The organism is Citrobacter sp. Cpo061 (assembly GCF_030332845.1).
Taxonomy (GTDB): Bacteria; Pseudomonadota; Gammaproteobacteria; order Enterobacterales; family Enterobacteriaceae; genus Citrobacter; species Citrobacter portucalensis.
Map to the genome: position 1 here is coordinate 563,217 of NZ_JAOWHB010000036.1, position 16,862 is coordinate 580,078.

The window sequence follows — 16,862 nt, forward strand, 5'->3', positions numbered from 1 at the left end:
TCGCAACGTGGCAGGCCCGATAGAGTGGCACTTACAAAAAGCCCAGCAGTGAGAAGAAGAAGTAGCCGATCACGATAACGATCACCGGCAGAATATAAAGCGGGAAAATTTGTAAGAAGATCGTATGGTGCGGTACCACAATTCGCGACTCAAGTTGCTCGCGGGATAATCCTTCACTGCCCTTTGCCTGTTCCAGAATTAGCTGATCTTCTACGCCTTCGCGTAAGAAACGCGCCTGACGGCTCATTCTGGCGCCTGAGTCCTGCAACGCCAGGCCGATAAAAATCAGGATGAATATCAGCCAAAAAACGAGATTCAGCCCACTTTGAAAATCGGGCGTTGGCGAGTTATACCAGAACACGTTAAGAAAAGGTGTGTTCACCCGCATCATGTCGATCATCACATGGGCAAAATCGAGCATGACCGCGTTAATCCCTTCCTGCTTTTCGCTGTGCGCGTACATAAACTTCAGTACTGAAACCAGCGTTGAAATCAGCGCGGGAATGAAAACCACCCATCCCACCAGCCTTTTCAAGATGGCAATGCGTCCAGCTTGTTGATACGTCATGAGTTCCCCTTGATTAAGACGTGTCATTTTGGCCTAAGTTTACCCGTTGATTACCGTTTTCGCCTGATCTTTAAAGGCGGTATACTTCTGAATTAGCCATAATGAACGCTCAGAGTCCGTCCAGGCTGGCTCTAATCCCTTTTATCACCGTAAAGGAGAGGTTGTAATGTCAACCCCGCGTCAAATTCTTGCTGCAATTTTCGATATGGATGGGTTACTGGTCGATTCTGAACCGCTTTGGGATCAGGCTGAACTGGATGTGATAGCAAGTTTAGGCGTTGATATCTCCCGCCGCCATGAACTTCCCGATACCCTTGGCTTACGCATCGACATGGTGGTTGATTTGTGGTTTGCGCAGCAACCCTGGAACGGCCCCTCACGTCAGGAAGTCACCGAGCGCATCATTACCCGGGCCATTGCGTTGGTTGAAGAGACAAAACCGCTGCTGCCAGGCGTTCGTGAAGCTGTGGCACTGTGCAAATCTCAGGGAATCAAAGTAGGACTGGCATCCGCCTCGCCGCTACATATGCTGGAAAAAGTGCTGACCATGTTTGATCTGCGCGATGACTTCGACGCGCTGGCTTCTGCAGAAAAACTGCCTTACAGCAAACCGCACCCGCAAGTTTACCTCGATTGTGCGGCAAAACTGGGCATTGACCCGTTAAACTGCGTAGCACTGGAAGACTCAGTGAACGGCATGATTGCCTCGAAAGCTGCCCGTATGCGTTCCATCGTCGTACCAGCGCATGAGAATCAGGACAATCCTCGCTTCGTGCTTGCCGACGTCAAACTAACCTCGCTCACCGAACTCACAGCCGCTCATCTGCGCGGCTAATCCTGTAACGGGCAATGATCGTATTGCCCGTCTTTTCAGACTTTCTATTTTAAAACGCCGTTTCATTTTTAATTGTATTTCTGTTTAACCTCTCCTATCCTTGCCCTATAGCGCAAGCGTTAATGACATAAATAGTTGAGGTAAACATGATTCAGGAAGCTTTTCGTCTCGAAGGTAAAGTCGCCATCGTCACTGGATGTGACACCGGCCTCGGGCAGGGTATGGCAGTGGCGCTGGCTGAAGCGGGCTGCGATGTAGTCGGCGTGAATCGTAAAATACCGCATGAAACCGCAGAGAAAATTAACGCCTTCGGTCGACGCTTTATGGCCATTCAGGCCGACCTCAGTCAACAAGATGCTCTCACCAGCATCGTGACACAAACGGTATCGGCGTTTGGCCGGGTCGATATTCTGGTCAACAATGCAGGAACTATACGCCGTCAGGATGCGCTGGACTTCAGTGAAAAAGATTGGGATGACGTGATGAATCTGAATCTCAAATCCGTTTTCTTTCTGTCGCAGGCCGTGGCGCGCCAGTTTGTGGCGCAGGGCAATGGTGGAAAAATCATTAACATTGCCTCGATGCTCTCTTTTCAGGGGGGTATCCGTGTACCTTCCTATACCGCATCAAAAAGCGGCGTTCTGGGCATCACTCGCCTGCTCGCCAATGAATGGGCGGCCAAAGGAATTAATGTCAATGCTATCGCGCCCGGCTATATGGCGACCAACAACACCCAGCAACTGCGCGCAGACAGCGAGCGCAATAAGGAGATTATCGATCGTATTCCCGCAGGGCGCTGGGGCACGCCGGATGATCTAAAAGGTCCGGTCGTGTTCCTCGCAAGTCCCGCCTCTGACTATATTCATGGCTATACGCTGGCCGTGGACGGTGGTTGGCTGGCGCGGTAAAGGCGCACTTGTGACAAAGGGTTACAACGTCACCTCTTCCGCCTACTGTATAAAACCCCTATACTGTATGAATCGACAGTTTATTGGGTTTTATCATGACGGCGGAAGGCCACCTTCTTTTTTCTATTGCCTGTGCGGTATTTGCCAAAAATGCCGAGCTAACGCCCGTTCTTGCGCAGGGTGACTGGTGGCATATTGTTCCTTCAGCCATTTTAACGTGCCTGCTGCCGGATATCGATCATCCCAAATCTCTGCTGGGGCAGCGTCTGAAGTGGATATCAAAACCCATTGCCCGCGCATTTGGCCATCGCGGGTTTACGCATAGCCTGCTGGCAGTCTTTGCCCTGCTGGCCACGTTCTACCTGAAAGTCCCGGATACCTGGATAATACCGGCCGATGCCTTACAAGGTATGGTACTCGGCTATCTTAGTCACATTCTGGCTGACATGCTGACTCCAGCAGGCGTTCCCCTGCTTTGGCCCTGCCGCTGGCGTTTTCGTCTGCCCATCCTCGTGCCGCAAAAAGGCAATCAACTGGAGCGGTTTCTGTGCATGGCACTGTTCGCGTGGGCAATCTGGATGCCGCAGACCGTACAAGAGAACAGCGCGGTACGCTGGTCTTCGCAGATGATTAATACGCTACAAATGCAGTTCAATCGTTTCATAACGCATCAGATTGACTAATAAATCAGCCCAAAAGTCATTTTCGGTATAAACAATTCCATTTGAATATAAGAGGCAAGTCACAGTTCTGCTAATCTTGCGCCAACAGAATCACCTTTCAATGGTGATACGCATAATAAGATCAGGAGAACGGGGATGAACTTTCCATTAATCGCGAACATTATCGTGTTCGTAGTGCTGCTGTTCGTGCTGGCGCAAGCCCGTCACAAACAGTGGAGTCTGGCAAAAAAAGTACTGGTCGGTCTGGTCATGGGTGTCGTGTTCGGCCTTGCCCTGCACACCATTTATGGCTCCGACAGCCAGGTTCTTAAAGATTCAGTACAGTGGTTCAACATTGTCGGCAACGGTTATGTCCAGTTGCTGCAAATGATTGTTATGCCGCTGGTCTTTGCCTCTATACTCAGTGCCGTTGCTCGTCTGCATAACGCCTCTCAGTTAGGTAAAATCAGCTTCCTGACCATCGGAACGCTGCTGTTTACCACGCTGATTGCCGCGCTGGTAGGGGTTCTGGTGACCAACCTGTTCGGCCTGACCGCCGAAGGTCTGGTGCAAGGTGGTGCTGAAACCGCCCGTCTGAACGCGATTGAAACCAACTATGTTGGCAAAGTGGCTGACCTCAGCGTTCCGCAACTGGTGCTGTCGTTTATTCCGAAAAACCCGTTTGCCGATCTGACTGGCGCGAACCCGACGTCGATTATCAGCGTGGTTATCTTCGCCGCATTCCTGGGTGTAGCCGCACTGAAACTGCTGAAAGATGATGCACCAAAAGGCGAGCGCGTTCTGGTCGCTATCGATACCCTGCAAAGCTGGGTGATGAAACTGGTTCGTCTGGTGATGCAGTTGACGCCGTACGGTGTTCTGGCGCTGATGACCAAAGTGGTTGCAGGTTCCAACCTGCAGGACATCATCAAGCTGGGTAGCTTCGTCGTGGCCTCTTATCTCGGTCTGGGCATTATGTTCGTTGTACACGGGATCCTGCTGGGTATTAACGGCGTTAGCCCGTTAAAATACTTCCGCAAGGTATGGCCAGTGCTGACGTTCGCCTTCACCAGCCGCTCCAGCGCAGCCTCAATTCCGCTGAACGTTGAAGCGCAGACCCGTCGTCTGGGCGTGCCTGAATCCATCGCCTCATTTGCCGCCTCGTTTGGTGCCACGATTGGTCAGAACGGTTGTGCGGGCCTGTACCCGGCAATGCTGGCAGTAATGGTTGCACCGACCGTCGGTATCAACCCACTGGACCCAATGTGGATTGCCACGCTGGTTGGTATCGTGACCGTGAGCTCCGCAGGGGTTGCGGGTGTGGGTGGCGGTGCAACATTTGCCGCGCTGATCGTCCTGCCCGCTATGGGTCTGCCGGTCACGCTGGTTGCGCTGCTGATCTCCGTTGAGCCGCTGATCGATATGGGTCGTACCGCGCTGAACGTAAGCGGTTCCATGACTGCCGGTACGCTGACCAGCCAATGGCTCAAGCAGACTGATAAAACGATTCTGGACAGCGACGATAACGCCGAACTGGCGCATCGCTAAGTCTGTCAGCTAAAAAACAAAAAACCGCCGGAGTGTCATGCTCCTGCGGTTTTTTTATATCCATTAATCGCTTAGTTCATTTTCCTGGCGAATCTGATTAGCCCAGCGCTGTGCTGATTCCGGGGCCGTAAATGCAGGCGAACGTTGAAACGCCTCCCCCATTAAGACAAAAGCGACATATTTTCCGCGTAGTATCCATACGTCACGAAACGCATCCATTTTAATCGCATGCTCTGGTGGCGCGGGCTCCACGCGAGGAACATAGCTGATAACCGGACGATTTTGTTGGCGAAGAGGTTTCATAATCAGTTGCTTCACTAAAGACAAATTCTAAAAATCAGAAAACCGCTATCTTAGCCGATTTTGCCGCCTTGCGTCCTGCCTTGCGTGCGCTGTTTGCCTGGTTCATCGCGCTTTACGTCATCGACCTGTACCTGCGCCACTGAGTGAGTGGTCTATAGTTAAAGCTTTTGACAGCAACAACGACCCTTTCAGCAATGAAACCAGGAGACGAGTTTAATGTCACAGAATGATAAGCATCCACTCCATCACTCAGCGCCGGTTCATGATGCCAGCGAATCCCAGCCAGGACTTGACTCACTGGCACCCACAGACGGTTCACATCGGTCAACACCTGAACCCACGCCGCCAGGTATGCAGCCCACTACGTCCGGCAGTTTAAAAGCGCCGGATATCAAAAGTGACAAACTCAATGCACTGGACAGTTTTCGTAAAGGAAGCGAAGATTTTGCTCTGACCACCAACCAGGGCGTGCGCATCGCGGACGATCAAAACTCTCTGCGCGCGGGTAATCGCGGGCCAACCCTACTGGAAGACTTTATCCTGCGGGAAAAGATTACCCATTTTGATCATGAACGCATCCCGGAGCGGATCGTACATGCCCGAGGTTCTGCCGCTCATGGTTACTTTCAGTCCTATGCCAACCTGAGTGCGACGACGAAAGCGGACTTTCTAAGTGATGAAAATAAAATCACCCCGGTTTTTGTCCGATTCTCTACCGTTCAGGGCGGCGCAGGCTCTGCGGATACGGTCAGAGATATACGGGGATTTGCGACCAAGTTTTACACTGAAGAGGGCATTTTCGACCTGGTGGGAAACAATACTCCCATCTTCTTTATTCAGGATGCCCATAAATTCCCGGATTTCGTCCATGCGGTTAAACCGGAGCCGCATTGGGCTATCCCGCAGGGCCAAAGCGCCCATGACACCTTCTGGGATTATGTCTCATTACAGCCTGAAACGTTGCACAACGTCATATGGGCAATGTCCGATCGGGGTATTCCGCGCAGCTATCGCACGATGGAAGGCTTCGGTATTCACACATTTCGCTTGATTAATGCGCAAGGGAAAGCCACCTTTGTCCGTTTCCACTGGAAACCGCTGGCAGGCAAAGCCTCGCTGGTATGGGATGAAGCGCAAAAACTTACCGGTCGGGATCCCGACTTTCATCGCCGTGATCTGTGGGAAGCTATCGAAGCGGGCGATTATCCGGAATATGAACTGGGACTACAGCTGATTCCCGAAGAAGATGAATTTAAGTTCGATTTTGACCTGCTCGACCCGACCAAGCTGATCCCGGAAGAGCTGGTTCCGGTGCAACGCGTCGGTAAAATGGTGCTGAACCGCAATCCTGATAATTTCTTCGCCGAAAATGAACAAGTCGCTTTTCATCCCGGACATATCGTCCCTGGCATCGATTTTACTAACGATCCCCTGCTGCAGGGTCGCTTGTTCTCCTATACCGATACCCAAATTAGTCGCCTGGGCGGGCCCAATTTCCATGAAATCCCGATTAATCGCCCGACCTGTCCGTACCATAATTTCCAGCGTGACGGCATGCATCGTATGGACATCGATACCAATCCAGCCAACTATGAACCGAATTCCATCAATGATAACTGGCCGCGTGAAACGCCGCCGGGGCCAAAACGCGGTGGATTTGAGTCGTATCAGGAACGGATTGAAGGAAACAAAATCCGCGAACGTAGCCCCTCTTTTGGCGAATACTATGCGCACCCTCGCCTGTTCTGGCTAAGTCAGACGCCAATTGAACAGCAGCATATTATCGGCGGATTCAGTTTCGAACTCAGTAAGGTTACGCGCCCCTATATTCGGGAAAGAGTGGTCGAACAGTTAGCTCATATTGATACTGCCCTCGCCGAGGCGGTTGCCGATAAACTCGGTTTTAAGCTAACCAAGGAACAGGCCAGCATTGCGCCACCGCCCAACGTCAACGGTTTGAAAAATGCACCGTCACTCAGTTTATATGCAGGTGCGCAAGGTGAGATTAAGGGCCGCGTGGTCGCCATCCTACTTAATGACCAGGTGAAATCGAGCGACCTGCTCGCCATCATGCAAGCCCTACAGGCCAAAGGCGTTCATGCCAAATTGCTCTATTCCCGAATGGGTAAGGTAGTTGCCGATGATGGATCTGCCCTGACGATCGCCGGTACTTTTGCGGGTTCGCCATCCCTGACGGTCGATGCGGTTATCGTTCCATGCGGTAATCTCGCGGACATCATTAAGAACGGTGATGCCCGATATTATTTACTCGAAGCGTATAAGCACTTAAAACCTATCGCCCTGGCCGGCGATGCTCGTCAGTTTAAAGCAACGTTGAATATCAAAAATGAAGGAGAAGAAGGCGTGGTGGAAGCGGACAGTGCAGACGCACAGTTTATGGATGCCCTGTTGACGCTGATGACCGCGCACCGCGTCTGGTCACGTGCCGGAAAAATAGAAACGATTCCCGCCTAAAAAAATGCGGCGCACGATTGCGCCGCAAACTCAGGAATTACACGTTCAGAAAACTGCCAAGACGATAACCGCGCTCCGCAATTGCATATTTCAGTGACGAAGACGTCAGCACGTCGAGCTCAGTTAAGCGGGGGTAACAGTAGGCACTTTGACGAATAATGTCATCGATAAAGGCCGGATGACACATCACTTCCAGCGAAGACTCTCCCCGGTCGGCTGACGCATCCAGCGTCTGTAAAAACAGAGCCTCGGAAATCGCTTCACCGTAAAACTCGCTGCTGAATCCCTGGGAGGTACGTAACGTTTCCGGAAAATCAGACGCCTGAAACACGGTCTGACGATCGATACGCAATGCAATCCCCTTCTGGGCAGCAAACCCGGCTACGATAGGGAAAATTTGCGGGAACATATGCACATGGTGATGGCTATCCAGATGCGTCGGCTCCCGCCCGAACAGGTCAATAAAACGCTGATACTGCGCGGCCAGTTCCTGAGAAATTTCATCCAGCGGCAAAGTGTCCTCCTCTGCCATCTGCCAGATCCATTTCCCCAGTAATCCGTCACGAGTAAGGCCCGGCATTGCCGTCAACGGCCTACCCAGCGTCAGAACAAAATGCATCCCGACGGCAAGTGCAGGTATGTCGCGACTCAGTTGTACCGCATGGTCAATCGCCGCACCGTTAACCAGTGCTGTTGTCGAGGTGACAACGCCATTACGACAGGCTTCAACAATGCCGTAGTTTTGTCCTTTACTCAGGCCAAAATCATCCGCATTAACAATCAGTACGCGTTCCATAGCCGACCTCAGTTAGTGTTGTTCGCTTTTGAGTTTCTCAATGCACCCGGCGAAGTTTGGCAACCATTTTTCATGCGCCAGGATTAGCTCACGCGCCAGAATCTCGGCATCGCTGTCAGAATGAACCAGCGGACTCAGGTTTAACGCCAGCAGCACATCATTCAGCTCGCCGCTCAATGCCGCATTGCTCGCCGCAACCTCAAAGCCTTTGATGGTGTAGATAAGACCGAGCACTTTCTCATCAAAATGGGTAATACGTGGGTGCGGCGTAGCACCGTTACGTCCGAGCGTGCAGGTCATCTCAACCGCCCAGTCCGCAGGAATGTTATCAACATGTCCATGATGTGGAATGTTGACGTAGTGCTCGGTCTGTTTGTCGTTGTAGATGGCGTTGATCACTTCACAGGCCGCATCGGAGTAATACGCGCCACCGCGCTGCTCCAGCTCTTTCGGCTTAACGTTTAGCTCAGGATTTTTGTAGAGATCAAACAGTTGTTTTTCTACTTTTTGTACTACCTGGGCACGTGCGCCGCCCTTATAGTACTCGCCCATTTCGATCGCCAGCATCTCTTTTGGCTTAAAGTAGTACAGCAAATACGAGCACGGCAGCAGCTTCAGCGAACGAATCAACCCTTCGCTGAACGGCAGGTCGAAAATGTTCTTCACGGTGGAAGCTTTCAGTTGTCCAGAAGCTACGCCATCCAACAGTTCATCAAAGCGTGATGTACCGTTCACCAGCACGTCTTTAATAAAGACCATGTGGTTCAGACCGAACAGATCGATGGATAAATCATCGCTCTCTTTCAGCGCCAGCACATCGCTAATGAACATTTTCATGCCGACAGGAATATTACACACGCCGATGAATTTCTTGAAATTTGTGTGGCGATAGACCGCTTCAGTCACCATCCCTGCCGGGTTAGTAAAGTTAATCACCCAGGCATTCGGGCACAGTTCTTCCACATCTTTAATAATATCAAAGATAACCGGAATGGTACGCAGACCTTTGAACAGCCCACCAGCACCGTTGGTTTCCTGTCCCAGATAACCGTGGCTCAGCGGAATGCGTTCATCCTTTTCACGGGCTTTCAGTTGCCCTACGCGCAGTTGGGTGGTAACGAAATCAGCATCTTTCAGTGCTTCACGGCGGTCCAGCGTTTTAAACAACTTCATCGGTACGCCGGCTTTGTCGATCATGCGCTGGCAAAGGTCAAAAATAATGTCCAGCTTCTCTTTTCCACCGTCGACATCAACCAGCCACAACTCAGAAACCGGTAATTCATGATAGCGCTTAATAAAGCCTTCAAGTAATTCAGGGGTGTAGCTGCTCCCGCCACCGATAGTGACGACTTTTAATTTCTGGCTCATACTTTCTCCCTTCAGTGTAAAAACACTGACGTGTATTATGCTCAACCCGTTTGTCAGGTATAGCGTGGCTGTCCCGACGCTATTTTGGGCAAGCTATAAAAAATGGGTTATTGGCAAATAATATCTACTGATTAAATTCAGTTAATTTCTTACGGTAGCTATTCGGTGTAAACGACGTCAGCTTTTTAAACGTTTTAATAAACAGGCTTGGACTACTGTAGCCAGACTCGTAAGCAATATCCGTTACAGAATAGTTCGTCATTTCCAGCTGTTTTTTAGCAAAGTTAATGCGGATTTCATTAATAATCTGCATCGGCGTTTTGCTGTAATAACGCTGGGTAGCGCGGGTCAGATACTCCTGGGATTTCGCGGACAGGTGTACCATATTTTCCAGCGCATTCTCGCTAAACTGCCGTTTGTCGTGCATGGTCTCGACGGTGGTTTTAAGCCACTGCGGAATATCATCCAGCACCTGCTCTTCGCGATGATGGCGTAACCGATTTATAATATAGAAGGTGACCACTTCTACAAATTCATCCAGCCCGCTCTCACGAAAGTTAAGTGATGCAATAACCGTTTCAATGTAGGTAAGAAACGAGTTATTCGCCCGGTAGACCTGCGATGCAACGAAACAAAATGGCAGCAGCGGGTGATAGTGCTGTTCAAAAAAACGTTTACTGATGCCAACGTTAAGGATCCTTGTCGCACCAAAATCATAAAAACTCTGGTGGTGCGATCCCAACGGGATAAAGACAAAGTCTCCACGTTCTAGCAGTACGCGTTTACCGTTGATTTCCTGATAATAGCGCCCGGTTAAAACCAGGGTAAACTCATAGTAGTCATGCTGATGCAGCCCGCTGATGCTCTCAGTTTTGTTATAGATGAACACATGGAAATTTTTGCCATTAAACAGCTGCTGTTCATAAACGGTTTTGATTTCCGGTGCGTTAATCTGTAGCTGCATTATGCACTCCTCGCTATTTCAGCTTTTCGTGAAGCTCAATCAGTTCAGTCACCAGCTCACGCGCCAGCATTGATGTCATCAGGTGGTCCTGTGCGTGGACCAGCACCAGGCTAACTTTCATTTTACCTTCGCCCTGATCGCCTTCAATCAATTTCGTTTGCACGAGGTGCGCTTCGTTCAGCGCCAGACGAGACTGGTCCATCATGGTATTAGCTGACTCGAAATCACCCTGCTTGGCCATTTTGAGTGCGCCGTACGCCAGGCTACGCGCCTGACCGGAGTTGATGATGAGGCCCATCACCACTTCTTCAAGTTCTTCTGCTTCTGACTGCGTATCGACGATGTTCTCGATATCCAACATACTTTTTTCCTCTGGTTCAGTCCGGCATGACCGTAAAGCCATGCCGGATTAAATTTAGAATTTTAATGCGTTAGCGATATCTTCTTCGCTTTCTTCTTGGTCAATAACGTTCTGCGCTTTGTTGGCTACCACCACGAACGGCAGGTAAACCAGCGTTGCGATACCGAGGTTGAACAGCGCGACCAGCAGAGCAGCGACGCTACCGTTGGTGTTAAAGAACGCGCCCAAACCGGTTGGCATAGTCCACGGTGCAATGTTGGTAATCGGTGGAATAATGCCTGAGTAGTAAGCTGCCAGCGTAATCGCCGCCAGAATCGGTTGCACCAGAATGAACGGGATAAACATCACCGGGTTCATGATGATCGGCAGACCGAACAGGATAGGTTCGTTAATCTGGAACAGACCTGACGGCAGTGCCAGTTTAGCAACCTGACGATAGTCAGGACGACGCGATGCCAGGAAGATAGCGATAATTAGACCCAGCGTTGCTCCGCTACCCCCAAGGAAAATATAGGAGTCGAGCATCGGTTTCGCCCAGACGTGGAACGTCTTACCGGCTTCCAGCGCGGCATCTACGGAACCAAACTGTTGGTAGATAGAGATGTTTTCCAGCGCCCATGGCGTCATGATACCGCTGTCCAGCGCAGTCAGCGCCAGTGAACCGTGAATACCGAAGAACCACAGCAGCGGAACAAAAATCACGTAGGCCCAGCCCACCACGCTGCCCAACGACGCCAGCGGAGTTGAAATGGAATCCATAATGATTTGGTGGAAGTTCGTACCCCAGGTGTTCAGTGCCCAGGCGATGATCCCCATAATGGAGAGGATAAGGAAGCCAGGAATCAGCGCAGAGAAAGAGCGCGATACGGATGTCGGTACGCTATCAGGTAATTTAATGACCCAATTGCGACGAACCACAAAGGTGAACATTTCCGCGACCGCAAGGCCGATAATAATACCGGAAATAATATTGGCACCGCCGAGCCAGTTCGCGCCAACGGCATAGGCTTCACCCACGCTATAAGGCGTTACGGTCATAAACGCGGCGACGGATAACAGCCCGGCAGCCAGTGAGTCGACTTTACGTTCTTCTGCCAGCGCCATGCCGATAAAGAACGGTGCCATCAATGACATGATACCCAGCGTACCGTTATAGACGTTTCCACCAATGCCTTTCAAGCTATTCAAAGTTTCAATAGTTGAAGCATCAAGTCGAATGCCCATTGAATAAAAAAACGACCCCTCCCCAAAGCTCAGGAAAACGTTATTGATTAATACAAACATGGCCCCTGCGAGGGTTAACGGCATTAAACGAATAAAGCCGTTCTTGATTGCATTAACGTGTGGCTGCTTTCCAATTTTTACAGCAAAAGGAAGGAGTACCTTTTCAAGTGAAGCAATAGCGTTACTCATAGAAAAATACCCTTAAATACCGCAATTAAAAATTGCGGTGAATGTTAATGAAATAACTCTTTGACGGGAAAAATTAAAATAAAATAATTAATTTGCTGCGGCTTTTTTAATTGCTGCAACAGCAGCCTTAAGCACGCCTAAACCATCGACTTTGCCATACAGCAGCGAGTCAATCACTTCCACAGGCTTGTTGGGTAACAAACGCTGAATTTCGGGCAACATATAAGCAATTTGTGGACCTAATAACACGACATCGGCGACAGGACCTTTTTCTCCGGCCAGCGTTTCAGGAAATGCTTCAATAATAACCGGTACTTCGTATTTTTCGGCCTGAGCACGCATCTTCGAAACCAACAATGAAGTCGACATGCCCGCAGAACAAAACAGATAAATGTGTTTCTTTTCCATTAAAACGATCCTCATGTGCGATTATCTGTCAACCAGACACTCCGCAAGCCATAACCTGCATCCATGCTCTGGGTAACTTGCGTCAGCTAAATTACTTTTTTAGGTGGCTGAAATGAGTATACGGGATTGCACCGGTGGATGGTATTTCCTTGACCAACTAAATTGTCTCTCCTTGACCTGTCGTTATGACCCCCCTCACATTTCGGGCAAATAATTCGCAGCAATAAATAAGATCGTTCGGCACAAAAAAACCGGCACGATGGCCGGTTTTCCAGAGAGCTCAGGCAATAAGCAGTTGTTACTTCTTCGCCGCCTGCGGGTCAGTGTCGTACTCTGCGCAGGTCTGGTAACCGGAGTTAATCACATGTCCGGTGTCGTCTAAAGCAACAAAATAGGTTTCAGCTTTACCATCTCGTTGACCCAGGATGTAGGTCTGGCATGTCCCTCGCGCATGAATCATGCTGACTTCAGAAGAAGGTTTACCGGCAATCTGCGCCACCTGCGCCCTGCTCATCCCTTTCTTCACATCTTTCACCACGGGCTGAACAAATTGGTCTTTGGTGCGATCGTAGGCCGTACACCCTGCCAGCATAGTCAAAACAGCCGCTGCGCTTAGAATTCCTGTTAGGTTCTTGTTCATATTCCGTCCTCTTGTATTTCAGCGTGTTATATAAGCCTGGAGCACAACAACACATTTTTCAAGCAATCAGATGATACTTAGGTCGTTTCGGAAAATTCTATTAAAACAAAATGATGTTAGATCAGGCCTGCATCCCTTGTCGTTTGGGTCCCAACGCGTTAGCTTTAACACATCATTTTTTTGATCATTTCATTTTTCGGAGGGGGTTAAATGACTCTGCAGCAAGAGATAATCCAGGCGCTTGGCGCAAAACCGCAAATTAATGCAGAAGAGGAAATTCGCCGCAGCGTGGATTTCTTGAAATCCTACCTGCAAACCTACCCTTTTCTGAAATCACTGGTATTAGGGATAAGCGGCGGACAGGACTCAACGCTCGCGGGAAAACTTTGCCAGATGGCTATTTCCGAGCTTCGCGAAGAAACGGGGAATGACGCGCTGCAGTTTATTGCCGTACGTCTGCCGTATGGCGTTCAGGCTGATGAACAGGACTGTCAGGATGCCATCGCCTTTATCCAACCTGACCGCGTGCTCACAGTAAATATTAAGGGTGCGGTACTGGCCAGTGAACAGGCCCTGCGTGAAGCGGGTATTGAACTGAGCGATTTTGTCCGTGGCAATGAAAAAGCCCGTGAACGTATGAAGGCCCAGTACAGTATCGCCGGAATGACCAGCGGTGTTGTCGTGGGTACCGATCATGCAGCAGAAGCCATCACCGGATTTTTCACCAAATACGGCGATGGCGGTACTGACATTAACCCTATTTTCCGCCTGAACAAGCGTCAGGGTAAGCAGCTGCTTGCCGCGCTGGGTTGCCCGGAACATTTATATAAGAAAGCGCCAACCGCCGACCTCGAAGACGATCGCCCTTCTCTGCCGGATGAAGCCGCATTAGGCGTCACCTATGACAACATCGACGATTATCTGGAAGGAAAAACGCTGGCTGCCGACATCGCGAATAAAATTGAAGGCTGGTATCTGAAGACCGAGCACAAACGTCGCACACCGATCACGGTGTTTGATGACTTCTGGAAAAAAGCGTAATTTTTTTAATCACATATCGCCGGATAGCACGGGGATCACCGCTGTCCGGCCCCTCCCCCTGGTCTGATGCCGCTTTTTTAATCGGTTTCAAACTGCTACACTGGATGAATAACCAGCATCCGGAGTGAGAAGTGGTACGGCGTCAATCAGCCCCACGCCTGACATTTGAGGCAGCAGCAATCTATGAATATCCAGAACACCTGCGTCCATTTTTGAGTGCGCTTCCCACCGCACCAGGCGTCTATCTGTTTCACAGTGAAAGCGACACTATGCCTCTCTACATTGGTAAAAGCGTCAATATTCGCAGCCGCGTGCTGGCACACCTGCGTACCGCGGACGAAGCGGCAATGCTGCGTCAGGCCAAACGCATTAGCTGGATTTGTACGGCGGGAGAAATTGGTGCCCTGCTGCTGGAAGCGCGGTTGATCAAAGAACAACAGCCGTTGTTTAATAAACGACTACGGCGCAATCGTCAGCTTTGCGCCTTGCAGCTTACCGACCGAACTGTTCAGGTTGTCTACGCACGAGATATTGATTTCTCCCATGCACCCAATCTGTTTGGCCTGTTTGCCCATCGTCGCGCAGCGCTACAAGCGTTGCAAAACCTCGCGGATGAACAGCAGCTGTGCTACGGCCTGTTGGGGCTGGAACCCCTGAGTCGCGGGCGTGCCTGTTTTCGCTCCGCGCTTAAACGCTGCGCCGGGGCGTGCTGCGGGAAAGAGAGTCATGAAGCGCATCACTCGCGTCTGCTAGAGGCGCTGGAAAGAGTGAAAGTGATTTGCTGGCCATGGAGCAATGCCATTGCCTTGCAAGAAACCGGTGCCGAAATGACACAGTACCATATCATCAACAACTGGCTGTGGCTGGGAGCCGTTTCAACGCTGGATGAAGCGACTACCCTGGCGCGTATGCCAGCAGGCTTTGACCATGATGGCTACAAAATTCTCTGCCGGCCTGTTCTGTCTGGTCAATATGACATTATTGAACTGCATCCGGAGAATGCCCCGGCATCCAGTTAATCTCGCTGAACAGCAATTTTCCCTCGCGTTCCAGCAGTCGTAATGTGTGTTTGCCGTCATGCCAGCTCGCACCCTGGTCGGCCGTTAGCAGTTTATCGCCCAGTTGCCAGGCGCCGCTGATAACAAACACCACGCCGCCGCGTGAACCAAAGGTCGTAAAGGTGCGATCGGCCACTCTGACTTTTGCCTGGCAAACATCTCGTCGGGTCATGATATTAAAATCCATCGACATCTGCCCTTCCGTCAGCTTCGCTTTTACCACCTTGTCACCGGCAAAGGTAAAAGGCTGATGCTGTTTCAGGGTATGCGTGAAGGTGTTCGACTCTTCCAGGGTCACTTCTCCGCCTTCCAGCAGGGTAATCACGCGCTCTACACCCGGGAAAAGTGAAAACTCGCCGTTTGCTGCAATGGAGGCGATACTCGCCCGCCAGTGAAAATCTCGTGTTGCTGGCGGAAAACAGCAAATCTCACGCGTTTCTCCCGCACCATTTCGCCAGAGATTAACCGGCATTTTGCGGATATCAAAGTATTCCATCATCCCTCCAGAAAGGAGCAGCATGGCAGCCTGCCGTAAACAGACAGCCATAAATCATCATTATTATGTTCACCCTGCAGATTATTGTTATCGGCAGCAGAGTTGATTTGCCTTAGCGATGAACCCGGCATTTTGCAAAAAAGAATAACGCGCTGATCCAGGTAGAATTTTCGCGGGCTTCAGGAGAATAGCGTGTCGTGCGTCCGGTGCAATAGGCAGAAATGAAAAAACCGCCGATCCTGCCCACATCGTTATACGTGTTGTGGACAAGAGCGGCGGTCTTGAGTTTGGTTTCACACTGTGCGGCAATCAGCGCGACACAGTGTGAATGATTTAGTGTAGACGCTGATCGATTACTCGGCAGCTTCCGGCATTTTACCTTTCTGCGCTGCACGTTCTGTCAGACGCTTCTCAAAATTGGCATTAAACTGCTTTTTCTGTTCCGGGGTCAGAATGTTGTAAATTTTGTTCTGAGTTTCCATATGCGCCAGCATGTTGGCTTTGCGCTGTTCTTCCATCTTCGCAATCTGCGCTTCGGCTTTCGCTTTATCGAAGCTATCGCTGGCGATGATATCGTGCATTGCACGGCGTTCTTCCAGCGGCGGACGTTTCATCTGATCGCGCTGGCCTTTCATGATCTCGCGAATCTGCTGTTTCTGCGCGTCGGTCAGGTTCAGGTCTTTAAACATCATGTCGTGATGCGGGGCAAATTTACCGTTGTGATGCATCATCGGTTTAGCATCCGCTGGTGCAGCTGTTGTAGTGTCAGCAGCATGAGCCAGGTTCGCAGCACCCAGCGCCAGAGTAGAGGCAACAAACAGAGCAGTCAGTTTACGCATAATTTCTATCCTTTCTTTCAGTTATTTTTACGACACTCATGCGACTCTTATGCAATGTGATGTCGTGTTGACGAGATTAACTTTACCGGCTTAAGCGTCAATTAATCAGAGCAACGGTAAAACAGTGAAAGTGTAAAAAACAAACTTTCATCAATTATGAAGAAAAAAAGAATAAATTG

At 50.3% G+C, this 16,862-nt stretch carries 18 protein-coding genes; 7 read left to right on the plus strand and 11 right to left on the minus strand.

The annotated features are described in order from the left end of the window. Positions 1-31: 31 nt before the first annotated feature. Positions 32-568: a YniB family protein gene (locus OGX97_RS08725; RefSeq protein ID WP_008784573.1), complete on the minus strand. Its 537-nt coding sequence runs from the start codon at positions 566-568 to the stop codon at positions 32-34. A gap of 166 nt (positions 569-734) precedes the next feature. Here OGX97_RS08725 and hxpB point away from each other — a divergent pair, with 166 nt between their 5' ends. The 4 genes from hxpB (at position 735) to tcyP (ending at position 4,521) form a co-directional block, all read left to right on the plus strand. After that, complete coding sequence (gene hxpB / locus OGX97_RS08730) at positions 735-1,403, plus strand: hexitol phosphatase HxpB (protein ID WP_204191767.1); 669 nt, start codon at positions 735-737, stop codon at positions 1,401-1,403. Between the two features lie 146 nt (positions 1,404-1,549). Next, positions 1,550-2,311: a 2-dehydro-3-deoxy-D-gluconate 5-dehydrogenase KduD gene (gene kduD, locus OGX97_RS08735; protein ID WP_235124038.1), complete on the plus strand. Its 762-nt coding sequence runs from the start codon at positions 1,550-1,552 to the stop codon at positions 2,309-2,311. A gap of 83 nt (positions 2,312-2,394) precedes the next feature. Continuing rightward, positions 2,395-2,994 carry a metal-dependent hydrolase gene (locus OGX97_RS08740; protein ID WP_008784570.1) on the plus strand — a complete coding sequence of 200 codons (600 nt, stop codon included), beginning with the start codon at positions 2,395-2,397 and terminating at the stop codon, positions 2,992-2,994. A 135-nt stretch (positions 2,995-3,129) separates the two neighbouring features. Further along, positions 3,130-4,521: a cystine/sulfocysteine:cation symporter gene (gene tcyP / locus OGX97_RS08745; protein ID WP_003832558.1), complete on the plus strand. Its 1,392-nt coding sequence runs from the start codon at positions 3,130-3,132 to the stop codon at positions 4,519-4,521. Between the two features lie 63 nt (positions 4,522-4,584). On the opposite strand, the gene cedA is transcribed toward tcyP, so the two are convergent. After that, complete coding sequence (cedA, locus tag OGX97_RS08750) at positions 4,585-4,848, minus strand: cell division activator CedA (protein ID WP_279850558.1); 264 nt, start codon at positions 4,846-4,848, stop codon at positions 4,585-4,587. A 192-nt stretch (positions 4,849-5,040) separates the two neighbouring features. Here cedA and katE point away from each other — a divergent pair, with 192 nt between their 5' ends. Then, positions 5,041-7,299, plus strand: coding sequence for a catalase HPII (gene katE, locus OGX97_RS08755; protein WP_279850557.1), 2,259 nt, complete (start codon positions 5,041-5,043; stop codon positions 7,297-7,299). Between the two features lie 37 nt (positions 7,300-7,336). Here katE and chbG read toward each other — a convergent pair whose 3' ends face one another. The 7 genes from chbG to osmE all read right to left on the minus strand — a co-directional run bounded on the left by chbG (position 7,337) and on the right by osmE (position 13,249). Continuing rightward, on the minus strand, positions 7,337-8,095 hold the full coding sequence (gene chbG, locus OGX97_RS08760) for a chitin disaccharide deacetylase (RefSeq protein ID WP_057066961.1): 759 nt from the start codon (positions 8,093-8,095) through the stop codon (positions 7,337-7,339). A 12-nt stretch (positions 8,096-8,107) separates the two neighbouring features. Then, a complete protein-coding gene (locus tag OGX97_RS08765; protein WP_032943151.1) occupies positions 8,108-9,463 on the minus strand; it encodes a 6-phospho-beta-glucosidase in 1,356 nt (451 codons plus the stop codon). A gap of 124 nt (positions 9,464-9,587) precedes the next feature. Next, a complete protein-coding gene (chbR, locus tag OGX97_RS08770; protein WP_085951046.1) occupies positions 9,588-10,430 on the minus strand; it encodes a transcriptional regulator ChbR in 843 nt (280 codons plus the stop codon). Positions 10,431-10,440: 10 nt separating this feature from the next. Continuing rightward, on the minus strand, positions 10,441-10,788 hold the full coding sequence (gene chbA / locus OGX97_RS08775; protein WP_235124051.1) for a PTS N,N'-diacetylchitobiose transporter subunit IIA: 348 nt from the start codon (positions 10,786-10,788) through the stop codon (positions 10,441-10,443). A 54-nt stretch (positions 10,789-10,842) separates the two neighbouring features. Then, positions 10,843-12,201, minus strand: coding sequence for a PTS N,N'-diacetylchitobiose transporter subunit IIC (gene chbC / locus OGX97_RS08780; protein WP_003030619.1), 1,359 nt, complete (start codon positions 12,199-12,201; stop codon positions 10,843-10,845). Positions 12,202-12,288: 87 nt separating this feature from the next. Beyond that, the gene (gene chbB / locus OGX97_RS08785) at positions 12,289-12,609 is read right to left on the minus strand and encodes a PTS N,N'-diacetylchitobiose transporter subunit IIB (protein ID WP_003832547.1); all 321 of its coding nucleotides are present in this window, start codon (positions 12,607-12,609) and stop codon (positions 12,289-12,291) included. Positions 12,610-12,907: 298 nt separating this feature from the next. Beyond that, positions 12,908-13,249 carry an osmotically-inducible lipoprotein OsmE gene (osmE, locus tag OGX97_RS08790; protein WP_003030621.1) on the minus strand — a complete coding sequence of 114 codons (342 nt, stop codon included), beginning with the start codon at positions 13,247-13,249 and terminating at the stop codon, positions 12,908-12,910. Positions 13,250-13,459: 210 nt separating this feature from the next. Here osmE and nadE point away from each other — a divergent pair, with 210 nt between their 5' ends. Further along, positions 13,460-14,290 (plus strand): ammonia-dependent NAD(+) synthetase, encoded by an 831-nt coding sequence (nadE, locus tag OGX97_RS08795; protein ID WP_235124057.1) that lies wholly within the window; start codon positions 13,460-13,462, stop codon positions 14,288-14,290. A 131-nt stretch (positions 14,291-14,421) separates the two neighbouring features. Beyond that, positions 14,422-15,309 carry an excinuclease Cho gene (gene cho, locus OGX97_RS08800; protein ID WP_048226765.1) on the plus strand — a complete coding sequence of 296 codons (888 nt, stop codon included), beginning with the start codon at positions 14,422-14,424 and terminating at the stop codon, positions 15,307-15,309. On the opposite strand, the gene ves is transcribed toward cho, so the two are convergent. Then, positions 15,269-15,844: an environmental stress-induced protein Ves gene (ves, locus tag OGX97_RS08805; protein WP_003030626.1), complete on the minus strand. Its 576-nt coding sequence runs from the start codon at positions 15,842-15,844 to the stop codon at positions 15,269-15,271. The genes cho and ves overlap by 41 nt on opposite strands. Before the next feature lie 353 nt (positions 15,845-16,197). Next, entirely contained in the window at positions 16,198-16,683 is a 486-nt protein-coding gene (gene spy, locus OGX97_RS08810) for an ATP-independent periplasmic protein-refolding chaperone Spy (protein WP_003832537.1), read from the minus strand. Positions 16,684-16,862 lie beyond the last annotated feature (179 nt).